23 protein-coding genes are annotated in these 19,714 nt (G+C 47.4%); 2 read left to right on the forward strand and 21 right to left on the reverse strand.

The genetic code is table 11. The features are described 5' to 3' along the window. Positions 1 to 110: 110 nt before the first annotated feature. The 13 genes from MJ595_RS01860 to flgB form a co-directional block, all read right to left on the reverse strand. Entirely contained in the window at positions 111 to 587 is a 477-nt protein-coding gene (locus MJ595_RS01860) for a flagellar protein FlgN (protein WP_263080824.1), read from the reverse strand. Next, positions 584 to 886, reverse strand: a complete 303-nt coding sequence (gene flgM / locus MJ595_RS01865) for a flagellar biosynthesis anti-sigma factor FlgM (protein WP_263080825.1) — start codon at positions 884 to 886, stop codon at positions 584 to 586. Before flgM ends, MJ595_RS01860 begins: the two co-directional genes overlap by 4 nt. Before the next feature lie 84 nt (positions 887 to 970). Then, positions 971 to 2,110 (reverse strand): flagellar hook-associated protein FlgL, encoded by a 1,140-nt coding sequence (flgL, locus tag MJ595_RS01870; RefSeq protein WP_263080826.1) that lies wholly within the window; start codon positions 2,108 to 2,110, stop codon positions 971 to 973. Between the two features lie 13 nt (positions 2,111 to 2,123). Then, a complete protein-coding gene (gene flgK, locus MJ595_RS01875) occupies positions 2,124 to 4,076 on the reverse strand; it encodes a flagellar hook-associated protein FlgK (RefSeq protein WP_263080827.1) in 1,953 nt (650 codons plus the stop codon). Between the two features lie 36 nt (positions 4,077 to 4,112). After that, a complete protein-coding gene (locus MJ595_RS01880) occupies positions 4,113 to 4,448 on the reverse strand; it encodes a rod-binding protein (protein ID WP_263080828.1) in 336 nt (111 codons plus the stop codon). Positions 4,449 to 4,458: 10 nt separating this feature from the next. After that, positions 4,459 to 5,628, reverse strand: coding sequence for a flagellar basal body P-ring protein FlgI (locus MJ595_RS01885; RefSeq protein ID WP_263080829.1), 1,170 nt, complete (start codon positions 5,626 to 5,628; stop codon positions 4,459 to 4,461). Positions 5,629 to 5,635: 7 nt separating this feature from the next. Further along, a complete protein-coding gene (locus MJ595_RS01890) occupies positions 5,636 to 6,382 on the reverse strand; it encodes a flagellar basal body L-ring protein FlgH (RefSeq protein WP_263080830.1) in 747 nt (248 codons plus the stop codon). After that, positions 6,382 to 7,167: a flagellar basal-body rod protein FlgG gene (flgG, locus tag MJ595_RS01895; protein ID WP_263080831.1), complete on the reverse strand. Its 786-nt coding sequence runs from the start codon at positions 7,165 to 7,167 to the stop codon at positions 6,382 to 6,384. Before flgG ends, MJ595_RS01890 begins: the two co-directional genes overlap by 1 nt. Positions 7,168 to 7,233: 66 nt before the next feature. Further along, positions 7,234 to 7,971, reverse strand: coding sequence for a flagellar basal body rod protein FlgF (gene flgF / locus MJ595_RS01900; protein WP_263080833.1), 738 nt, complete (start codon positions 7,969 to 7,971; stop codon positions 7,234 to 7,236). Positions 7,972 to 7,973: 2 nt separating this feature from the next. Beyond that, positions 7,974 to 9,269 carry a flagellar hook protein FlgE gene (gene flgE, locus MJ595_RS01905; protein WP_263080834.1) on the reverse strand — a complete coding sequence of 432 codons (1,296 nt, stop codon included), beginning with the start codon at positions 9,267 to 9,269 and terminating at the stop codon, positions 7,974 to 7,976. 23 nt (positions 9,270 to 9,292) lie between these two features. After that, the gene (locus MJ595_RS01910; RefSeq protein WP_263080835.1) at positions 9,293 to 9,949 is read right to left on the reverse strand and encodes a hypothetical protein; all 657 of its coding nucleotides are present in this window, start codon (positions 9,947 to 9,949) and stop codon (positions 9,293 to 9,295) included. Between the two features lie 44 nt (positions 9,950 to 9,993). Next, on the reverse strand, positions 9,994 to 10,422 hold the full coding sequence (gene flgC / locus MJ595_RS01915; protein WP_263080836.1) for a flagellar basal body rod protein FlgC: 429 nt from the start codon (positions 10,420 to 10,422) through the stop codon (positions 9,994 to 9,996). A 2-nt stretch (positions 10,423 to 10,424) separates the two neighbouring features. Then, positions 10,425 to 10,808 (reverse strand): flagellar basal body rod protein FlgB, encoded by a 384-nt coding sequence (flgB, locus tag MJ595_RS01920; protein WP_263080837.1) that lies wholly within the window; start codon positions 10,806 to 10,808, stop codon positions 10,425 to 10,427. Between the two features lie 293 nt (positions 10,809 to 11,101). Between flgB and flgA the strand changes: the two genes are divergently transcribed. Next, the gene (gene flgA, locus MJ595_RS01925) at positions 11,102 to 11,818 is read left to right on the forward strand and encodes a flagellar basal body P-ring formation chaperone FlgA (RefSeq protein WP_263080838.1); all 717 of its coding nucleotides are present in this window, start codon (positions 11,102 to 11,104) and stop codon (positions 11,816 to 11,818) included. A gap of 9 nt (positions 11,819 to 11,827) precedes the next feature. Here flgA and MJ595_RS01930 read toward each other — a convergent pair whose 3' ends face one another. The 7 genes from MJ595_RS01930 to fliS form a co-directional block, all read right to left on the reverse strand. Continuing rightward, positions 11,828 to 12,802: an OmpA family protein gene (locus MJ595_RS01930; protein WP_263080839.1), complete on the reverse strand. Its 975-nt coding sequence runs from the start codon at positions 12,800 to 12,802 to the stop codon at positions 11,828 to 11,830. Next, entirely contained in the window at positions 12,799 to 13,659 is an 861-nt protein-coding gene (motA, locus tag MJ595_RS01935; protein WP_263080840.1) for a flagellar motor stator protein MotA, read from the reverse strand. Before motA ends, MJ595_RS01930 begins: the two co-directional genes overlap by 4 nt. Then, the gene (fliA, locus tag MJ595_RS01940; RefSeq protein WP_263080841.1) at positions 13,626 to 14,429 is read right to left on the reverse strand and encodes an RNA polymerase sigma factor FliA; all 804 of its coding nucleotides are present in this window, start codon (positions 14,427 to 14,429) and stop codon (positions 13,626 to 13,628) included. Before fliA ends, motA begins: the two co-directional genes overlap by 34 nt. 29 nt (positions 14,430 to 14,458) lie before the next feature. Further along, positions 14,459 to 14,986, reverse strand: a complete 528-nt coding sequence (locus tag MJ595_RS01945) for a flagellar basal body-associated FliL family protein (protein ID WP_263080842.1) — start codon at positions 14,984 to 14,986, stop codon at positions 14,459 to 14,461. Between the two features lie 115 nt (positions 14,987 to 15,101). Further along, the gene (locus tag MJ595_RS01950) at positions 15,102 to 16,442 is read right to left on the reverse strand and encodes a flagellar hook-length control protein FliK (RefSeq protein WP_263080843.1); all 1,341 of its coding nucleotides are present in this window, start codon (positions 16,440 to 16,442) and stop codon (positions 15,102 to 15,104) included. After that, positions 16,442 to 16,768 (reverse strand): hypothetical protein, encoded by a 327-nt coding sequence (locus tag MJ595_RS01955; protein ID WP_263080844.1) that lies wholly within the window; start codon positions 16,766 to 16,768, stop codon positions 16,442 to 16,444. The genes MJ595_RS01950 and MJ595_RS01955 overlap by 1 nt, the downstream gene beginning before the upstream one ends. Further along, positions 16,749 to 17,201, reverse strand: coding sequence for a flagellar export chaperone FliS (fliS, locus tag MJ595_RS01960; RefSeq protein ID WP_263080845.1), 453 nt, complete (start codon positions 17,199 to 17,201; stop codon positions 16,749 to 16,751). Before fliS ends, MJ595_RS01955 begins: the two co-directional genes overlap by 20 nt. Positions 17,202 to 17,524: 323 nt before the next feature. Here fliS and MJ595_RS01965 point away from each other — a divergent pair, with 323 nt between their 5' ends. Beyond that, complete coding sequence (locus MJ595_RS01965; protein WP_263080846.1) at positions 17,525 to 17,905, forward strand: hypothetical protein; 381 nt, start codon at positions 17,525 to 17,527, stop codon at positions 17,903 to 17,905. 379 nt (positions 17,906 to 18,284) lie between these two features. Here the strand turns inward: MJ595_RS01965 and MJ595_RS01970 are convergent, their stop codons facing one another. Further along, complete coding sequence (locus tag MJ595_RS01970) at positions 18,285 to 19,619, reverse strand: transposase (RefSeq protein WP_263078000.1); 1,335 nt, start codon at positions 19,617 to 19,619, stop codon at positions 18,285 to 18,287. Positions 19,620 to 19,714 lie beyond the last annotated feature (95 nt).

A 19,714-nucleotide genomic window follows, 5' to 3' on the forward strand; every position in this document is an offset into this window, starting at 1 on the left:
TCAATTTAATGGCCTTGACAATCAGCCGGAGGATTGTTGTTTATATCGGCCTGAATGGATTCAAAACAAGAGGATACTTGTGGGAAAAGAGTTATTTTTAATTCCTTTTATTATGCATTTCCAATTTCATGATGGCCATCCATTGGTATGGCCACACCATTGGAGGAGTAGGTACCAACCCGGTAAAAATGGTCATTCATCATATTTAACAGTCGACGGGTAACAGAACTCAGGCGGGCCTGAACTTTACCGTTTAGCTTGTTAAGCTCCTGGCAGTAGACAATGCTTTGCTCAAGTTTTATCCATTCTGACAGTGCTGTTTCTCTCTGCGAAACCGGCATTGTCGCTATCATTTTTTTAATTCCGACTCCACTGACTTCATACCCCATACCTTTTAACAAACGGCTTCTCAAGGTGGCATTTTGCCGGACCTTGCTCACAAAACCTGATTGCTCTTTAAGGGTTTGCTGAAGGGCTGAAATATCACGGGATAACAATTGCTGATGTATCCGGTTTTGTATCGCCTGCAAAGCTAAAAATAACTCTCGTGCCTCAAGGACCGTATTCATAACCAATTCTGTGCTCATAGGTCTTTTAGCTCATCCTGCATTTCCAGCATTTTTTTTGCTAACAGGTCATAATCAATGGGCAACCGGTCATCTTTAATAGCCTTACGAATCGCTTCAACTCTAGCCTCATCAATTTCCGAAACAGACTCAAGGGATGACTGAAGCTCACTCAATAAAACTGCATCACTACTTAGATGTAGCTGATCGACACCCGCATCCGCAGTAGTGTCTGCTTTATTTTTGACGGCCGCTGCTTTTCCGGATCTGGCAGTACGCCCCATTCGGCCACTGCCACCAACCCTGTCGATGTTCGACATTGTTTTAGCCTGAACTTTCTACTTGACTTAAATTATCGACTAAAAATTGGCCATCTTGAACCATTCCATCATTAAAACAATGGTTCAACGAATATAATTGAACAATCCTAATTGATCGATGGAAGCATATGCTTGCTGGCTTGCCTGAAGAATCGCTTCCTGGAGTTTCATTCTGCTAATGGCTTCTGCCAGGTCAACATCTTCAAGAGCGGTACGCAATTCTTCACCCAGTAATTTAATATCCTCATGGCTGGCTTTCACTGAACTCAAAATATTAAGTCTCTTACCCACCGAAGTCTGGGTTTCCCCAACCCGCGCCAGGGTATTGTCCACCATTATCAATGCTTCATCCCCATCAAAAGCACCTCCAGACTTGAGGTTATCTGAAAACTGTTTAATACCACTCAAAATATCATTAGGTTTAATGGTAATGACATCTCCTGATACCGGGGCTGCCGTCAGTTCCACTGCAACCCCCTTAAGTGCAAGACTGGTACCTGCCGCTATATTCTCCACATCGGTGGAACCATCAAGCAGGTCATATTCTACGGTGAAGTCTGAACCATTATGGGTAATCCGGATTTCAGTATATTGACCAAAGACTTCCAGGTTATTGATATCATAGCTATTCAACTGCGGTGCTCCCGAAGAATAGCTGGCTGTCAGGCTCACATTAAATAATAGGGATCTTGCGGTGTCATTGGCTGGAACCTTGGAAAAGGAGCTGATACTTACATTCCTTTGCTGATTATTGCCAGCGTATGAGAAGCTTCCGCTGGCTTGCTGGACGGGCTTTGTGTTTGTCCGGGTTCCGGAAAAAAGATACTGCCCATCGGCCAGCTGGTAATTACCGTAGCCTTGCAACTGTTCCACCAGCTCATCCAGTTCAACTGCCAACGCATTCAGTTCGCCTTGCCCATAACTGCCATTACCGGCTTGCAAAGATATTTCCCGCATACGCTGGAGCACATTATTCATACTCCCCAAAACACTTTCTTCCCTGGCCAGATCACGCTCCAGGGTTTCAATGTTACCTTGATACTGTTCAAGAGCCGCCTTTTCATCACCCAACTGCAACAGCCTGACAGTATCGATGGGATCATCCGCTGGCTGTAGAATCCGTTTGCCAGTACTCACCTGATTATAGGTTTCATTGAGCGCTGAGGAATTGCGCTGCATACTTTGAAACAGGATATTATTCAGCTGGGTGGTGCTGATTCTCATGTAACCTCCCTGTTCAGAACATTGCCAGCAATGTATCAAAAAGATTTTGTGAAACGGTGATTACCCTGGCATTGGCATCATAGGATTGCTGGAACCTGATCAGGTTCACCGCCTCCTCATCCAGATTGACCGCACTAACGGAATCTTTTGCCAAGGTTGCCTTCTCTAGCAAAGATATACTGGTTTCTGATTCCACCTTGGCCTGTGCTGTCAATACACCAACATAGCCGACGGTTTGAATAAAACCTTCCATCAACGTGCTATTTCCCTGAATCAGCTGTTCACTTTGCAGCGCCAGCAGTTTCTCAAGATTGGTGTTATCTCCCGGAGGTGGAGCTCCTGCCGGATCCACTGCTGCAAAAGCCAGACTCCTTGGATCCTTCATGGTCATACGAATGAGTCCGGCACCCTGTCGTGTTGGCTGCAACACAAACTGATCACCATTTGCCAGGGTTGATCCCCTGACAGCAACAGTGAATCCGTCAATTGAAACACCGGAATCCAGATCAGCCACGGCACCGCTCCAGGAAGTACCATCAGTCTGACGGGTAATGGTATAAAGACCGCCGCTGACATGCAGATTATAATCACTGATTGTCAACTGCTTACTGTCGTTTATAACGACCATAACCTGACTATTACCGGAGTTAACCTCCTCAACAACCCTGGATGCAGCAGGGCTACCGGCAATAGGAAAATTAATCCTGTAAACATCACCATTCTGTAAAGTTCCCCCCAAGGCACTCTCAGTATGATGTTTCAAGTTCAACCCATTAAAACTCACTCCGGTTTGCAGGTCAGCTAAATTGGTGCCACTGGTTACCAGGGAAGAAGAACCTGCGTTGTCTATGGCATGAATTTCATAATTCGTTGCACTGACAATCCGCAGTTCATAGTGGGCAACATCCTGGAGGGCTGTCATATCAGTAACATCCACCCCCAGTATGGCATTACCGGTCACCGGCTCTATCCGGCTGGCATCCTCCAGCCAATTAATATCCGCAAACAAATGATTATCCGGCGCCCCGGAAAACCCCGCCATATCAGCGCCACCGGATAAAGTCTGGTTAACCTGGTCGGCCAATATCAGACTGACACGACCGAGTTCATTACTGGCTCGACTGAGCACCTCAGTTTGATAACCCAGTAAGGCACCAATGCTACCACCAGGATCCGATTTAAATACGGTTTGGGCCGTGCCATTATCCAGCAGAAAATCCAAATGTGCAGGGTCCTGAAGAGATTGCCTAACACCCAGGGTATTGTATTGACCATCCCCCATTACCAGCGGCTGACCACTTTGCAAGTAAACATTATAACCTCCATCCCCCTGCTCCAGAACGGTGATGCCAATATATTCTGCCAGCTGGGTAATAGCCTGATCTCGCTGATCCAGAAGCTCACCGGCTGTTATCTGACCTCCGGCAATAATATTTTTATTGTACGACGCAATTCTTTCAATCAGGGTATTCGCTTCACTAATACTCTGCTCAGCCTGCAAACCTGCCAATCGACTTTGGCTCTCAATATATTCATTCAAGGCATTAAAGCGTTGTGCCAGCAAATCTGCTGAGCTTAATGTTTCCTGTCGATAAGCTATTGAAGCCGGATCCGCTGAGGCCGCACTGATCTCGCCAAAAAAAGCATTAATACCCTGAGAAATAGATGAACTTTCACTGCCAAGTACGCGATCAAGGCCATCCAGATACTGATACGTTACCTTTTTGCTACTGCTATAGCTGGTTGAATCCCATACCTGGGCGGTGAGGTAGTAATCAGTTACCCTGGAAATATCCTGAACCAGAACACCCCAGCCCTGACCATCACCATACCCGGAAAAAGCTTCCGGGCGAACCCGCTGACGGCTATAGCCCGCTGTATTGGCATTGGCAACATTATGACTGGTAATCCCAAGGGCTGTTTGAGAGGCCAGCAAACCAGACTTGGCAATTTCCAACAGGCTCATAGTGAACTCCTGTTCGCTATTTAGCGCTTCAAAAGATTATTTATCGGCGGATTCCAGTACTGCTTCAGGGGATCCCCCCAGTTGACGCATCACCGCTTCAGCCAGCCCCGCCCCACCATCCATGGTAAGGGTTGAAGCCAGCTGTTGATCCAACATGGAACGATAGAATTTTTCCTCCCTGCCACCCATCAGGCTTTCCCCCGCCAGAACATCATTGGCTTCCCGCATACTCTTGATCAACATATTGACAAACAGGGACTCAAAAGCCTTGGCTGCTTCTTTTAATGACTCGGGATTATTGGGATTCTGTCTTATTTTGCTTAGCTCCGCCTGCTGCATCAGTGCATCCGGAGACATCCCTGTAATATCCATGGTGTTATCCTCACATAACGATAAGTTCAGCCCGCAAGGCCCCGGCAGACTCAAGTGCCTGCAGAATAGACATCAGATCCATAGGCGTTGCCCCCACTTTATTGATTGCTGTAACAATCTCCTGGAGCGAAACACTGGAAGGGATAATAAATGCCCTTGATGCCTTTTCATCAATACGTACGTCACTGGTATAGGTATCGGTCTTGTTTTCATCTTTCAACAGCTTTTCTTTATCAGCCGCACCTTGCCAAAAGGTTGTGCCTGTGGTGGTATCCAGAGTTTCCCTTACGGTAATTTCCAGGTTGCCATGACTCACCACCGCAGGCAGTACCCGCACATTCTGCCCCATCACCACGGTTCCCGTTCTGGAATTGAAAATAACCCGGGCAGGAGGCAGGGATGGCTCCATTTCCATATTTTCCAGCAAGGCCATAAATGTCACTCGCTGGTTGGGGTCTTCCGGAGCCTTCACCTGAACATTGGCGGCATCAACAGCCGATGCCACACCGGGACCTAAAGTACTGTTAATAGACCTGGCTATAATCCTGGCGGTGGAGAAACTTGGACTTTTCAGGGTCATACTCACAGGGCCTTTTGCAAACCCTGTTTCAACCCGCCGCTCTACAGTGGCTCCATTAGGAATCACGCCAACCCGGGTATGGTTAATGGTAACGCTTGAGCCATTATTCCCTTCAGCAGACACACCACCCACCAGTACATTTCCCTGGGCAACCGCATAAATTTCCCGATCCACCCCCTTCAAAGCCGTCATCAACAAAGTCCCCCCCCTGATACTTTTAGCATCACCGATAGAAGACACTGTTATAGTTAGCTTCTGTCCCGGACGAGCAAAGGCGGGTAAATCAGCATGAACTGAAACTGCAGCCACATTTTTAGCCTTGACGTCCTTGGTAAGAGAAATACCAAACTCCCGAAGCATGTTTTTCAGGGACTGGTTGGTAAAATCAATACTTTTATCACCGGTTCCCTCAAGACCCACCACCAACCCATAACCAATCAGCTGGTTGGTTCGAATGCCTTGAATATCCACCAGATCCAGCAGCCTGTCTGCCTTGGCTAGCTGACATAAAAACGCTTGTACAAATAGCACCATTGCCAGCAGTAAGCCACCAGAGCCTGTTCTTATCGCTGTTTCTATCCTGGCAAAGTGTGTATTCATAAAGGCCTCAGAACGGGAACCATGGACTGTTTACAATTCGGGTCAGCCAGCCAGGTTTAAGGGCATCGCCCTGAGGGCCAACCCCCGAGTAAGTAACCCTGGCTTGAGCCAGCTTCTTTGATGACACCTCATTATCAGTGGTAATATCCTCAGGCCTGAGAATGCCACTGATACGAACAAGTTCTGCCTCATCATTCAGCATCAGCCAGCTTTCGCCCTGCACCATCAATGTGCCATTAGGCATGACACCGGTTACCTGTACGGCCACAGAACCCTCAGTCACTTTCGACTCTCTGGATAAATTGGTATCCCCACTGAACTTCCGAACCGGGGCCGGTATAGTGGAAGCAAGGGAGTAGCCACTGCCCAGAATGGAGGCACCGGTACGACCAAACAGTGTTGGGTCGCTGATCCTGATTTCACCATTTTTATTGATGGCTGAATTGGCATTTTTAGTGATCTTGGTACCGCCCTCCAGATTCACTGTAAGAATATCCCCAACCCGATAAGCCCGCCGGTCCGAAAACAGCTGCACCGAATAATTGTGGCGAAACAAGCTGCCCGATTCAGTCATAGTCACTTCTTCAACAGAACGTTCCTGAATCATCTGAGGCAACTTCGAAGGATCTATCTTTACTGCCGAGGGAATCATTTCAGGTTTTACAGCCTCCATTTGCTGATGGGCTGTACAGCCCGTCAGCCCCCACAGGAGAGAATATAAAACCCATTGTTTAAGGGGTGATAAGCCCATCATTAAAGTACCTGATTTGCGTACTTCATCATTTCATCTGCAGCAGCAATGGCCTTGGAATTCATTTCATAGGCTCGCTGCACCGAGATCATATTCACCAGCTCTTCAACAACACTCACATTGGAAGACTCAAGGGTATATTGTTTGACATTTCCGAGACCGTCACCTCCCGGAACCCCCACCACAGGGGCACCACTGGCAGCCGTCTGGATATAGACATTGCCGCCCTGGCTGGCCAAACCGGCCGGATTAATAAATGTAGCCAGGTTGACTTGTCCTACCTCTACAGGCTCAGCGCTGCCTGGCAGGGTCACCATCACAATGCCGTCATCACTGATGGTCAGGTTAGCAGCCCCTTCAGGAATGGTAATGGCAGGTTCCAGGGGAAGACCGGAAGCAGAAACAAAAGTACCTTCAGTATTTAGGTGAAACTGGCCGTTTCGGGTAAAAGCAGTGGTTCCGTCGGCCTGCAATACCTGAAAGAAGCCATTGCCAATAACCGCCAGATCCAAAGGCTGGTTGGTGGTCTGGTAGTTACCTGCGGAGAAAATTTTCTGGGTACCGGTGATACGAACCCCTGTTCCCAACTGAAGACCGGAAGGCAAGACATTTTGCTGATCCGATAAGGCACCGGGCATCCGCTCAACATGGTAGAAAAGGTCTTCAAAACTGACCCGGTCTCTCTTAAACCCGACGGTGTTAACATTGGCCAGGTTATTGGAAATAACCGCCATTTGCCGGTCCTGGGCACTTAACCCGGTTTTACTGATCCATAATGCTGGATTCATTTGTCATTGCCTCCCTGCAATTAACTTATTCCTGCCACTCAGTGCAATAATGCTAAAACCGCTAAATCATGACTCCCGTATCAGCTTGTCTCCGGCGGCTGCCAGCTCACTGGCGGTTTTCATGATTTTCAACTGAAATTCAAACTGTCGGCTTAAATCCATAATCTTGATCATTTCTTCAACAGCACTGACGTTACTGTCTTCCAGATAACCGGACTTCAACCGAATACGGTCTTCATGGGCCGCGGGTAAGCCATTCAAACTACGGAACATCCCGTCTTCATGCTTATAGATACCCATGGGTGTTGGATTAACCAATTTCAGAGTCCCAACTTCTACAGGCTCTCCTCCCTCAACAGGAATAATCGAAATACCCCCTTCTGCACCGATCTCTACATCCCGATAGGGTGGCAATATAATTTCACCGCCACCCACCGCAGAAACAGCCATGCCGTTTTCAGAGACCAATCGACCATCAAGGTCTGTGACAAAATGCCCCGCCCGGGTATAAGCCTCATTGCCTTCTTCATCCATCAATACAAACCAGCCGGGTCCCGGTAAGGCCAGATCAAGGTCACGCCCCGTCCTTGAGAGTGTTCCAACCGCCAGGCTACTGCCGCCTCCCTGAGTCTCCACCATAATCCGGCTGGGATGCCCCGCTCCGGGTAAGACATTGGCTACAGCATGGGAGTAATCCTTTCTGAACCCTTCGGTTTTAATATTGGCCAGGTTGTTGGCATGTATTTTCTGGGCATTGAGTGCATGCTGGGCACCACTCATACCGGTATAAATAACCTTATCCATAATCAGATAATGTTCATCAGGGTTTGGGAAAGACTGCTGGCCGTTTCAATACTTTTGGCATTGGCCTGATAATTTCGCTGGGCCTCGATCAACTTGACCAATTCCTGGGATAGGTCAACATTGGAGGCTTCCAGAGAGGCTGTTTTCATTTCTCCCATGGTGCCGCTACCAGGGACACCAAACAGGGCGGCTCCTGATTGCTGAGTGTTAAGCCATAAACTGTCACCGCCCGAAGCCAGGCCATTTTCATTGGCGAAGGCTGCCAGCACCACCTGGCCCTGGACAAAGCTGCGACCATTGGAATAAAGCGTTCTCAGGAAGCCATCATCACTGATCTGGATATTGGTTAGCTTACCGGGAGGAAAGCCATCCTGAGCTGAACGGGTGACATAAAAATCGGTTCCCATTTGGGTAAAGGAAGTGAAATCCACGGTAAGCGACAGGTCATCCACAGGGCCACTGCCTGCGCTTCCATCCCCTCCCAGATAATCATCACTCTCAATGGTAAAACCATTAATGGTGACATTATCAGCAGCAATGGTGGCACCCGGCAGCGTTGAGCCGGTAATGCTGGTTAATTCTCCACCATGGGAGAAATTAAATGTCAGCTCGGCAGGGGAAGCGCCGTCCATAATGGTATTTCCATCTATCTGAAAATACCCCGTCCACGCATTCCCTCCCCCCTTTGCCAAGTACATGCTCAAAGAATGGGCATTACCCTGACTGTCATAGACATTAAAGGCCATGGAGGAGTTGTAACTATTCTGATTCAGAGGGTCAAAGGCAGTCCCCGAAGCAATCACCGGGTTCCGTGCATCCAGGTTTGCGGCACCTTCCACATAAGTTGTCGCCTTACCGGTAATCTCACTGAAGTTGATGCCAAGGTCGGTAAGATTACCGCCCAGGATATTACCGTTGGCATCAGCGGCGTAACCTTGTAAGCGATAACCTTCGTTATTGACAATTTTGTTATCCGCATCAAGGTCAAAATAGCCCGCCCGGGTGAAAAACTGCTCGCCATCATCATCGCTCACCACAAAAAAACCGCTACCGATAATGGCCATATCCAGCTCCCGCCCGGTGGAATCAATACTCCCCTGGGTGAAATCCTGACTGACACTTGAGACCTTTACACCGGTTCCTACACTGTCATTGCCCAATGAATAGGCAAACAAATCGGCAAATTCACTCCTTGAGCTTTTATAACCCACAGTGTTGGAGTTAGCGATGTTGTTACTGATAACATCCAGATCATCCTTGGCCGCATTCAGGCCACTAAACCCTATTCCAAAAGACATAACAGTTCCCTCTGTTTTTTTATTTACTGACTTATTGTCTGAATTGACGACAGCGAAATCTTTCCTATTCCCTTCAGGCTCAATAATGTGTCCTGTCCATTACCCGGAATGGTGACACTTTCAACCTTTGCTGCCAGGTTAACCGGTGCATTAACATTTTCCCCATCAACATTTGCTACGGCAGTAATGGAGTAAACACCCGCAGGCAGCTCAACACTGGAAAATGTCATAGCACCCGGATCAACATCGCCCATACTGATTTTATCCACCTCATTGCCTTGCTCATCCAGCACATAGAGGGTTAACAGGTCAGTATCCTCAGGAATATGGACCTCCCCTGTTAACCCGCCACCGTCATCCAGTTGAATGACATTGGCCGGAGCCAATACCATTTTGCCGATCAGCGCCTGGGCACTTAGTGACTGAGTCAACTGTAAGGAGCTGGTGAGGCCAGAAATCTGGGAATTAAGCGACTCCAGGTTTTCAACACTGGTAATCTGAGCCAGCTGACTGGTGAATTCGCTATTATCCTGGGGGTTCAGGGGGTCCTGATTTTTTATCTGGGCCAATAAAAGCTTAAGAAACTGGCTTTTATCAAGGGCGTCTTCCGTGACAGATGCACCGCTTGTCTGCCCCGAAAGCTGATTAGCCTGCTGTGTACTTATTCCCTGAATAGCCATAACCTTTCTCCCTGGTTCACGCTATACCCTGTTTTTGATTGCTATCACTGTCCCAATGCCAACAACCGCTGCTGCAGTTTCCTGGCAGTCACCATGACTTCCAGATTGGTCTGATAACTTCTGGAAGCAGACAACATATCTGCCATCTGCTCAACCACATTGATATTGGGATAAAAAACATACCCCTCTTCGTTCGACATGGGGTGTGTAGGCTGATAACGCATTTGTTCGTCACCGGTCTCTTCCCGATGTAAGTCTTTAACCTTCACCCGTGCAGCCAAATCTGTTTCCGAGCCAAAATCGAGGGTCTGGTCATACACGGCCTCAAAAATAGGCTGGATCGGTTTATAGGCTGCTTCCGCTGTTGTTCCTGCACTGCCTGCATTGGCCAGGTTACTGGCCACAGCATTGAGTCGTACGCTTTGGGCTGTCAGCGCAGAACCCGCTATTTCATAAAGATTGACCAGAGACATGCCTAGACCCTCCCATTGATAGCCAGTTCCAAAGATTTCAGTTTGGAATTAAGAAAGGTAAAACTGCTCTGAAACTGCAACGAGTTACGGGTAAATTCTGCCTGCTCAAGGTGGAGTTCCACCGTGTTGCCGTCACTACTGGGCTGGCTGGGTATCCTGTATAACGGATTTGACATCCCCCCTGCCGCTCCGATGGATATGTGTCCGGCGGAGGTTGTGCCATCTCCCTTCATTTGATCATTGAGCACCTGCTCAAATGAAATGTCTCGTGCCAGAAAGTTTGGCGTATCCACGTTAGCAAGGTTTGCAGCCAGTACTTCTGCCCGGTCTATTCTAAACCGAAGTGCTGCTGGATGAATTCCCAAGGCCTTTTCAAAACTAATCATGTTCTATCCCTGATCTGTCTAGCGCCCTACACCTGAAAAAGCTGCGTTTTTTTTCTTTACGTCATACAATGAGGTCAATGGCTTAATTCAGCTGGCTCTTTTTAGCCTGGTTGTCTGATCACATTTACTTAAGCCAGAACCATGCCAGAAATAAAAATAAATTAATAAATGGATGATTTAATAAGATAAAAAAATAGATTTAGTGAATAAACCCAAGATCATGGAATGAAATTAAAACGCGAATCGGAAAATAAATTCCCCTTAATTTAATAAAAAGGAAAGGTTTTTCCCTGATGATCCGGCATCTGGTTATTATTACTGCCCTACTATGGATGACTTTGGCGAAAGTCTCTGCCAATAATCCTATCGATACCACTGAACAAATCCGCCAGGCTGTCAACATGGCCCTTGAGCAGAAAGTCAGTGACTATGCTGACCAGCTGGGCGCCACACGTTATGAGCTGCACAGTCGGCTCTCTACGGGGCTGAATCGCCTTAAACCCTGCGCTAAAAAGCCCGAAGTGGTATCCATGGCCTATGGCAAACCCCTGCTCGGTGTTACCCGGCAAAAAGTGATATGCAGGGAACCCGCTCCCTGGAGCGTTATTATTCAAACAAGGGTGGCAATCTACTCCCCGGTTCTGGTGAGTCGAAAAACAATCAGCAGCAGTCATACAGTCAATGGCAAGGATGTGGGTCTGGTGGAAATGGATCTGGCCGACCTTCCTGATAACTACCTGACCAGTGTCAAAGAGGTGATAGGGAAAAAACTCCGTTACCGGGTCAGTGCAGGTAAAGTTATTACCTCTGACCTTTTAGAAAGAGAGCTACTGGTGAACAAAGGCGACAAGGTGGTCATTGAGTTTCATTCCACCGGACTCCACGTCAAAATGTCAGGGATCGCCCTTGAGGATGGGGAACTGAATGAACAAATCAAGGTAAGAAATGCAGAGTCTGGCAAAATTATTGACGGTTTGATTATGGAGGCCGGAAAGGTCAGTCCGCTTTAGCCTAATCAGTTATTCGGGAAAATTGGCTTCAGGCAGCTGATTTCTCCTGGCTTTATTGAGTGCCTGATCCACCGTCTGCTTATCAACGGACTTCCTTTTGCCCTTATCCGCAATAGTCGTTCCCAGCATATTGGCTATTTTTTCTTCCTGCTCATCGGTAAGAACCAGTAATTCAACCCTTCGATTAGCGTTACTATCAGGATCATCATCCGCCGGAATGCGATCGGCCATACCCACCACAAATAAAATTTGCGCATTGTCTACCCCCCCGTAAACCAGTGTTTTCCTGGCAACCTGTGCCCGGTCAGAGGATAGCTCCCAATTAGAATAATCACTATTGCCAAAAGGCGTTGAGTCGGTATGACCGCTAATCATAAGGGAGCGTCGGGTATTACCAATAAATGGCGCTATTTCCAGCAGCAGATCCTCATACAGAGGGGTCAACTGACCGCTGCCACTGGCAAACATTTCAGAGTTATTACTGTCCCTCAATACTATTCTGAGTCCCTCAGGTAATAAGTCCAGTTGAATGGCCTTTTGGGCCAATCCCCCTCTTAACATCTCGCCATAACGCCCCTTACCCTCAAGATCCATTTTAGCTTCCAGCTCTTTTGCCAGGGCCTTGACTTCAACAATACCCTCATCCTCATTCAGACCCTCACTGCCCGCATCTTTATTACTGACGATATCAGCACCATCCATGGATACCGTGGATTCAGCCATGCTCAATATACTGCCAGTGCCGCCCAAATCGATGGGGTATTGACTGCCCGTGTGGCGGAAGGCTCCCTTGGCGGCAAAATACTGGGAAATTTCTTTTTTCTGCTCGTCATCCGTGACATTCAACAACCACAACAACAAGAACAAGGCCATCATGGCCAGTGCGAAGTCGGCAACAGCCACCTTCCATGATCCACCATGGTGTCCCGCATGAGCATGGGTCACCTTTTTTATAATAATTGGCTGTGCGCCGTCACCACTCATTCGCGAGACTCACTCAGCATTTGTTCCATCTCTTCAAAGGTAGGCCGATCTTCACTGAACAGAATTTTTCGACCGGTTTCCACAGAAACTTCCGGGGGTGTACCACCATGATGACTGGACAGCGCATTTTTAATTAACTCCAGCGCCTTGATCTCCGCGTGAATTGAATGCCCTATGGCTCCAGCCATAGGGCCAACCACACCATATCCCAGAAATACCCCCATAAAGGTTCCCACCAGAGCTGCCCCGATTTTCATACCCAGCTCTTGAGCTGGTCCCCCCAGGGAACCCATGGTAATTACGATACCCAATACCGCCGCCATGATTCCGAAACCTGGCAGGGCATCGCCCATACTCGTCAATGCCTCAGCAGAGCGGCTAATTTCTTTCTCGTAGTTATGCATTTCCTCTTCAATCAAGGCTTCCAGCTCATGGGTATGAATGGAGTCCTCAAGCATCAGACGAAGATTTCCCGTCAGGAATTCAGTCACTGACTGGGTAGCAAGCACCTTAGGGTATTTGGTAAACAAACTGCTGTGCTCCGGTTTTTCAATATGTTCTTCAAGGGCTTTTTTACCGCCCTGCTTGCGAGCCATATTGAACAGGGCACAAAGAAGATGCATTAATTCCTCAAAATAAGCCCGGTTAAAACCATTACCGGCAAAAACATATTTTAGATGACGGAGAATGTTCTTAAGGACTGACCCCGGATTGGCAATAATCACGGCCCCGGTGGCCCCGCCAAAAATAATCAAAATTTCAAAAGGGTGCCAAAGATGAAGCATCTGGCCATTGGAGGCAACATAACCCCCGAATATACTGCCTAGTAATACAATGAATCCGATGACGCCGAGCATATCGATTCACCTCCCTTGTCTTGCTTATCCTCAGCCAAAATCTCTTTCAGCTGAGACAACGCCTGTCTGTGTAACTGGCAAACCCTTGCTTCAGAGATATCCAGCACCAATGCCACTTCTTTCATATTCAACTCATGGTTGTAATAAAGACTCAGCAATAGCTGTTCACGGGCAGAAAGTTCAGTAATGGCTGAAGCAAGCGCCCTGGCGCCTTCTCTTTTAATGGCTCCCCTTTCCAGGTCACCATTACGACTTAAGAACGCCTCTCGTCCTGTCATCACATCATCAAGGCTAACCAGGTGGGAACTATGGCTATGGGCGTGTATTTCACCGTACTCCGCAACACTGATTCCCATGCTGTCTGCAATTTCCCGGTCTGTTGGCGCCCGGCCCAAAGAAGACTCCAGCTGCCTTCGAGCCTGGTTTATCCTCTGTATATCTTCCCGAAATGCCCGCGGACGCCCATCAGACTGCCTTAGCTCATCAATCATGGCTCCCCGGACACGCAGCATGGCAAACTGTCTGAATCCTGCCATTCCCTTGCCATCATAGCGCTGGGCAGCTTCCAGTAGTCCTAAAAGCCCTGCCTGAAAAAGATCGTCCAAAGGTACTCTCGAACCAATCACACCCATCAAATGCAGCGCGACCCTTTTAACGATGGGCAAGAAGGTATCAATAAGCTCTTCCGGCTTAAGGTTTTGGGCCTGCTCGTAGACCACAACCCCCGATCCAGCCACACTACCCTGAAGATCTTCCTTACTTTTACCCATAGGCCGAAAGCATTTTCCTCACTAGCCCTTTATTGAATCACCATATCAGTGATCAAAATATCGTCCATTTCTGCGCCAGTTCGCTCTTCATCAAGAAGGGCATTGATTCTTTCCAGTAGCTCTTTTCGAAATACATCGATGGCATCCGGTTTAAGTGCTTCGTCTACAGAAAAACCACTCAGGTATTTGACAACAGTATTTCGGATCCAGGGTTGGTAGGCATTCAAAACATCCTCAGCCCCTTCCCGCCGGCTCATAATGGTCATTTTTATTTGAAGAAAGCGGGATCTTTTTGCCCCTTGCAGACTCAGCACAAAGGGATCAAGTTTGTAGAAATTGGGTTTTGCTGCCAGCGGTGCCAGTGGTGTAGCTGCCGGAGCTGCCGCCGCTACAGGTGCCGCCGCGGGATCGCCAGGTGCTTCTGACTTTTTGCCCAACATTAAGACAGCAAATACGCCAACGCCAATTGCCACAAGTAGCACCACAATCAGAATAATGATCAATAACTTGTTTGAGGAGCCTGAGGATTCTTTTTCTTCCTTTTTGTCATTAGCCATCAGTGAGTCCCTTTTTGACGATTTTGACCTTAAGATCCTTCGGGTCAGAAATCATAATTAATACAGGATAGCTTTAATCCACTACCCGATTCCTTCTCATTGGTATAACCCCGTTTTATGCAAACGTATCAAGAAGCCCATAACCACTGGAGCCGCCCTGGGTTTCAGCAAGAGTCTCGGCATCACTGGGGTTATCATCGACTTGGCCAGAGGAAACTGAAGATGGCGTGGATGCCAGCTGATATTTAGCACCACTTTGCGAGTCACCACCGGTGGAAACATTGACATTGACGAGGTTTAACTCATGGCCTGCCATGGCTGTACGCAATCGATCTACCTGTTGGAGAATCAGATCCTTTACCGCAGTGCCTGAGGCATGAAATTGCACACTCACCTGGTCACCGTCAACACTCAAGGCTATCTGTAATCGTCCCAGCTCTGGTGGATCAAGCCTGATTTGTGCCAGTCGTTGCTCTTTATTCACCAACCATGCCAGCCGCTCTCCCATAGACGACGGAAAGGACTGAAAATCCTTTAGCTTCATATCCATGGTTGATGGCATGGAAAATTTCTCTGGCTGTCGCTCTGTTATGGGGTTTAAAGGTCTGCTTTCTTCCAGGATTCCGGTGTCAATCTGGGCCGAATAAGAAACCGGCTTATCCCCTGCCAGCTCCTTTACCTGGTTTAAGTTAGGATGTTGCTCAATCACTGAAAACTGTCGCTTCGACAACGATTCAGTCAGCAGGGTTTCATAGTGACCGGTGGGCTTTTCCCTGACAGCCAGGCCAGGCAGCTTAAGGTCATGATCTGTGTTTTTGGCTTCATCTACCTTCGGGTTAAGCGCAAACTCCACACTGACCTGGTTAGTCGCCTTTGAGGATTCCGCTGATGGCTGAGATTCTGTGGTTACCGGCGATGCTACCAGCCTTGCCGATAAGGTTCGAAGCTCAACAGGTATGACCTGTTCATCAGGCAAGACTGTATTCACCTCGCCCATGCCCATATTCACCGCTGAATCGGCAGATGTTGTCATAACCGGAGCAAGCCATTGTTTCTTTATTCTGTCAGTGACCACTGTGCTTGTAGGGTGAACATCAACAATATCCGGGAGTAATGGATCAACAGTGTTGCTTTTCACTTCTGGCAAGGCCACTTCTACAGGCTGTAAAGAATGATCCTCCAAAATATCTGGCGATAAATTCCGGGGAATTTCATAGGATAACCCTGGCTTGAGAACGTCTTCAGGCGCTGACACCAGCTGCTGGAAAATATCCGGAAAATATAATGGATCGTAAGCTCCAGGCTGGCTGCCAGCGTCAGACCGAGAGGCAAGCATAACCGGAAATTGGGAAGGGGGTTGCCGGGTGCTGTCAGCTGCATCCGCTGCCGGAAGCCCGGAGGATGGCAAAGTACCTGTCAGTAACGACGATAAATCCAGTGCCTGTGAAACTTCCATTATCGGTTACTCTCATAACTGTTAATGGCATGCTGCCGCTTTCTCAGCACAACCAGTTGATCCAACGCCTGCTTTTTTTCCTGGTTACACGACTCGGTGACTCTGTTAATAGCCGCCTGAAGGTCCTTCAGGATTCCCATTAATTTACCATCCAGCTCTGGCGATACCCCTTCGGTTTCTTTAAGCGTATTTATTAACCCGGGTTCAATCCGTGACAGGGTTTTCCAGTCAGAATGATAACTGGCCCGATCAATGGCCTCCAGTAAAGACTCCAGCCGATCGCTTAATGATTTTTCTTCCGGGCTGTCATTCTTCATCGCTATCACTGGCCTGTTCAGGACCTATCACTTCCACAAGGGCCTTATCAGAATGATTGTTATTCGATGTAATGGTATCCCATGCACTTTTTATTTCTGACATCAGGGCCACCACTTCATTAAGCTTTTCCACACTATTATCCGAGTTAGCCTGAATCAGAACCTGCATGGAATAGTGATAAAGGCCACTTAAGTTTTTAGCCATTTCACCACCCGCTTCCATATCGATGGAACCATCCAGAACCACTATAATATCCAGCGCCTTTCCCAAAACCCTGGCCTTATCTTCCGGCTGCTTCCGCTCAATAAATCCCCGGGCCTGATAAAGATTCTTCATTAATGCATCAAACAACAGCTTGACCAGCTGCTCCGGAGATGCAATTTCTGCGGTTACCCTGCTTTGAACCTGCTGATAAGCGGAGAGCCCGGCTTGATTACTCATCACTAAATAACCCTGTATAAGCGTGGAAATACTTTTTCACTAACAGCCATTGCAAGAACAGTCCCCTTCCGGACAGGAAGACTCTTAGGTTCTATATCGCTCATGGATGAGTATTATTTAGGAAATTAACAATACTGGAGAGCGGTAATTGAATAGAGAGACGGATCAAAGACAAACCGCCAAAAGAGCGATACCAAGTCCGGCTTGAGAAAGGCCAAAGCATTGACTACCTGTTAGCTATTAAAACACCACCTGAATAAGCAAAAAGAGCTGATTAAACTATAGTATCAGAGGTGGATGAATCTCTATTGGAGGAAAAATCCATGAAGAATATAGTTACATTCCTTGTATTCATGATTCTTGGGTGGAAAGTATCGGTATCGCTTGCATCAAATCCAGACGTAGAAACAACTGTGAAAGCTCTTAAATTTATACGGATGGTACATAAAGTTTATGACGCTAAAGTTGAGGGTTACTCTAACTATCATGACCATTTTGCAGGTGGGGTTAATCCTTGGAGTAACCGAACCAGGCCAGGATATATCATTATTGAAGGCTACTACGGCACTCTGGTCAGCACAGTTCATACACCACTTGGTTATATCTCAACCTGCGGCGGATCAGGCGGGACGCCAGACTCCACTGATGAAATTAATCAAGCAGTTAAAGATTTGCCTGGTATTAAACTAAACCTGAATCCGTGATTTCTTGATTTGCCCGGCAGTTTTGAAAATGTGCTGATTAATTTTTTCCTTTGAAAATAACTCGGGTTATTGATTGAAGTGTTTTTATGTCGTTTTTAAGCATAAATGCTGATCAAAATATCATCAAACTTGAAGACAGGTTGAAAGAAGCCCTACCGTTATCAATACAGTACTTTCTCATTTATGGCATTTTTTTCTATCTCGCTATTCAATCAACAAAGTGCATGCTGGCAGCAATTCCCGCAAACCAGATTCCGGCTGGCACATTTTCAGTTAATTAAAAATGATTTTATCGCGGATGAACAGAGCCAGACTGCTGCTATATCGGCAGTCGGTTTTAATGACAGGTAACACAGGTCACAGGGCTAACATCAACGCTCTATGTCGTATCGACAGTCAGCAACTTCAAGCTCACACTTCGCCCTTCAATGATAGCTGTAAATACGTCTGTCCAGTTATCAATGCAGAACCAGTCAAACAGCCCTCGTATGGCATGCCAGAATGCCTTTTTAGACTTTTTTATCTTGAGCGCTTCCTGGAAGAGCTTGCAAGACAGTTGTTCTATCTGGTTGATGAGGAAGGCCGTAAAAGTCAGGCATGCCAGATTGCTGGCCAGATGCTGCTTTCCGTGCCCGTAATTGTGTTCGAGATGGTAGCCCTGTGTTTTCAGTGTATTGAACGTTTCGTTTTCAATTTTCCATTTAGCGCGTGCTCCTCGCATGAATTTATTCACGTTCTCGGCTGAAAGCTCAATGTCCGTGACCCAGGTGTTGACGTACTTCTTGTTGCCCTCTGGATCAATTTCTATATATTCGAGAAAGTTAACCAGCACATCCGGGTGTGACTTGTTAATGGGGGCACCATTCACAAACCGGAACCAGTGCGTAAACCCTTTATCATCGGTATATTCATAGCGCACCACTTTGTCTGCACAATCCAGCTCATCGACGGCCTGGTATAACGACTCATGGGTTGAATCCTTTGCCACCATAATGAAGCTATAGCCAAAGGACTTTACCAACTTGATGGTCGGTCCATCTGAGTACAGGTCATCAAAAGTCAGAACCAGTGGCAGGTGCGGATGCTCTCTGGATAAATTCGCCAATAGCCGCTTGAGCGCTACCTTCTCACAATCATTCTTTGACGCATCAACTTGTTTGATGATGGGTTCAGGCATTAAAGGTAATACTTCTTTCTTGCCCGGCTTTACCAGACAGCAGGCCAGTAACTGATGGTAGTATTGCGGATTTTTGCTGCCTGGCTTTTTTACACAACACTCAGGACAACTAATCTTCCCTGAGCAAAAGTGCCCCGTACCATCGATAGGCGCAAGATACCCTTCCTCAAAATAAGTGAACTGCTTAAGCCGCCCAGATCGTTGCACAAAGGCAAACAGGCGGGTAAAGAACTTCCTTAAATAGCGTGTTTCGATAGGGTCAATCAGATCCCTCAGATAGGTATCACTGGGGACACAGCTGACATTGTACATCGACTTTAAGTTCTTGAGCCTATCTGGGTTATTGACACAATCCTGATCAAAAGCCAGTAATGAAGGGTATTTCAGGTGCATGACTGCCAGGCCACTCATGACCGCATCATGAAGGACAATTTTGTCATGTTGGCTTTTCTTGCGAAAGTCTGGAATTTGACCCGCTTCATCAGAGACTATTTTGAGCAGTTTTTCAGCAATGGTTCTTGGTTTCGTTAGCGGCACAACATGAGCATCGTTATTATTATTGTGGTGAAATTCTACCGGATAGTCTGCGATTTTAGCAAGAGGCTACCAAGCTACAGCCCTTGTTATTAAGG

Source organism: Endozoicomonas sp. Mp262 (assembly GCF_025643335.1).
Taxonomy (GTDB): domain Bacteria; phylum Pseudomonadota; class Gammaproteobacteria; order Pseudomonadales; family Endozoicomonadaceae; genus Endonucleibacter.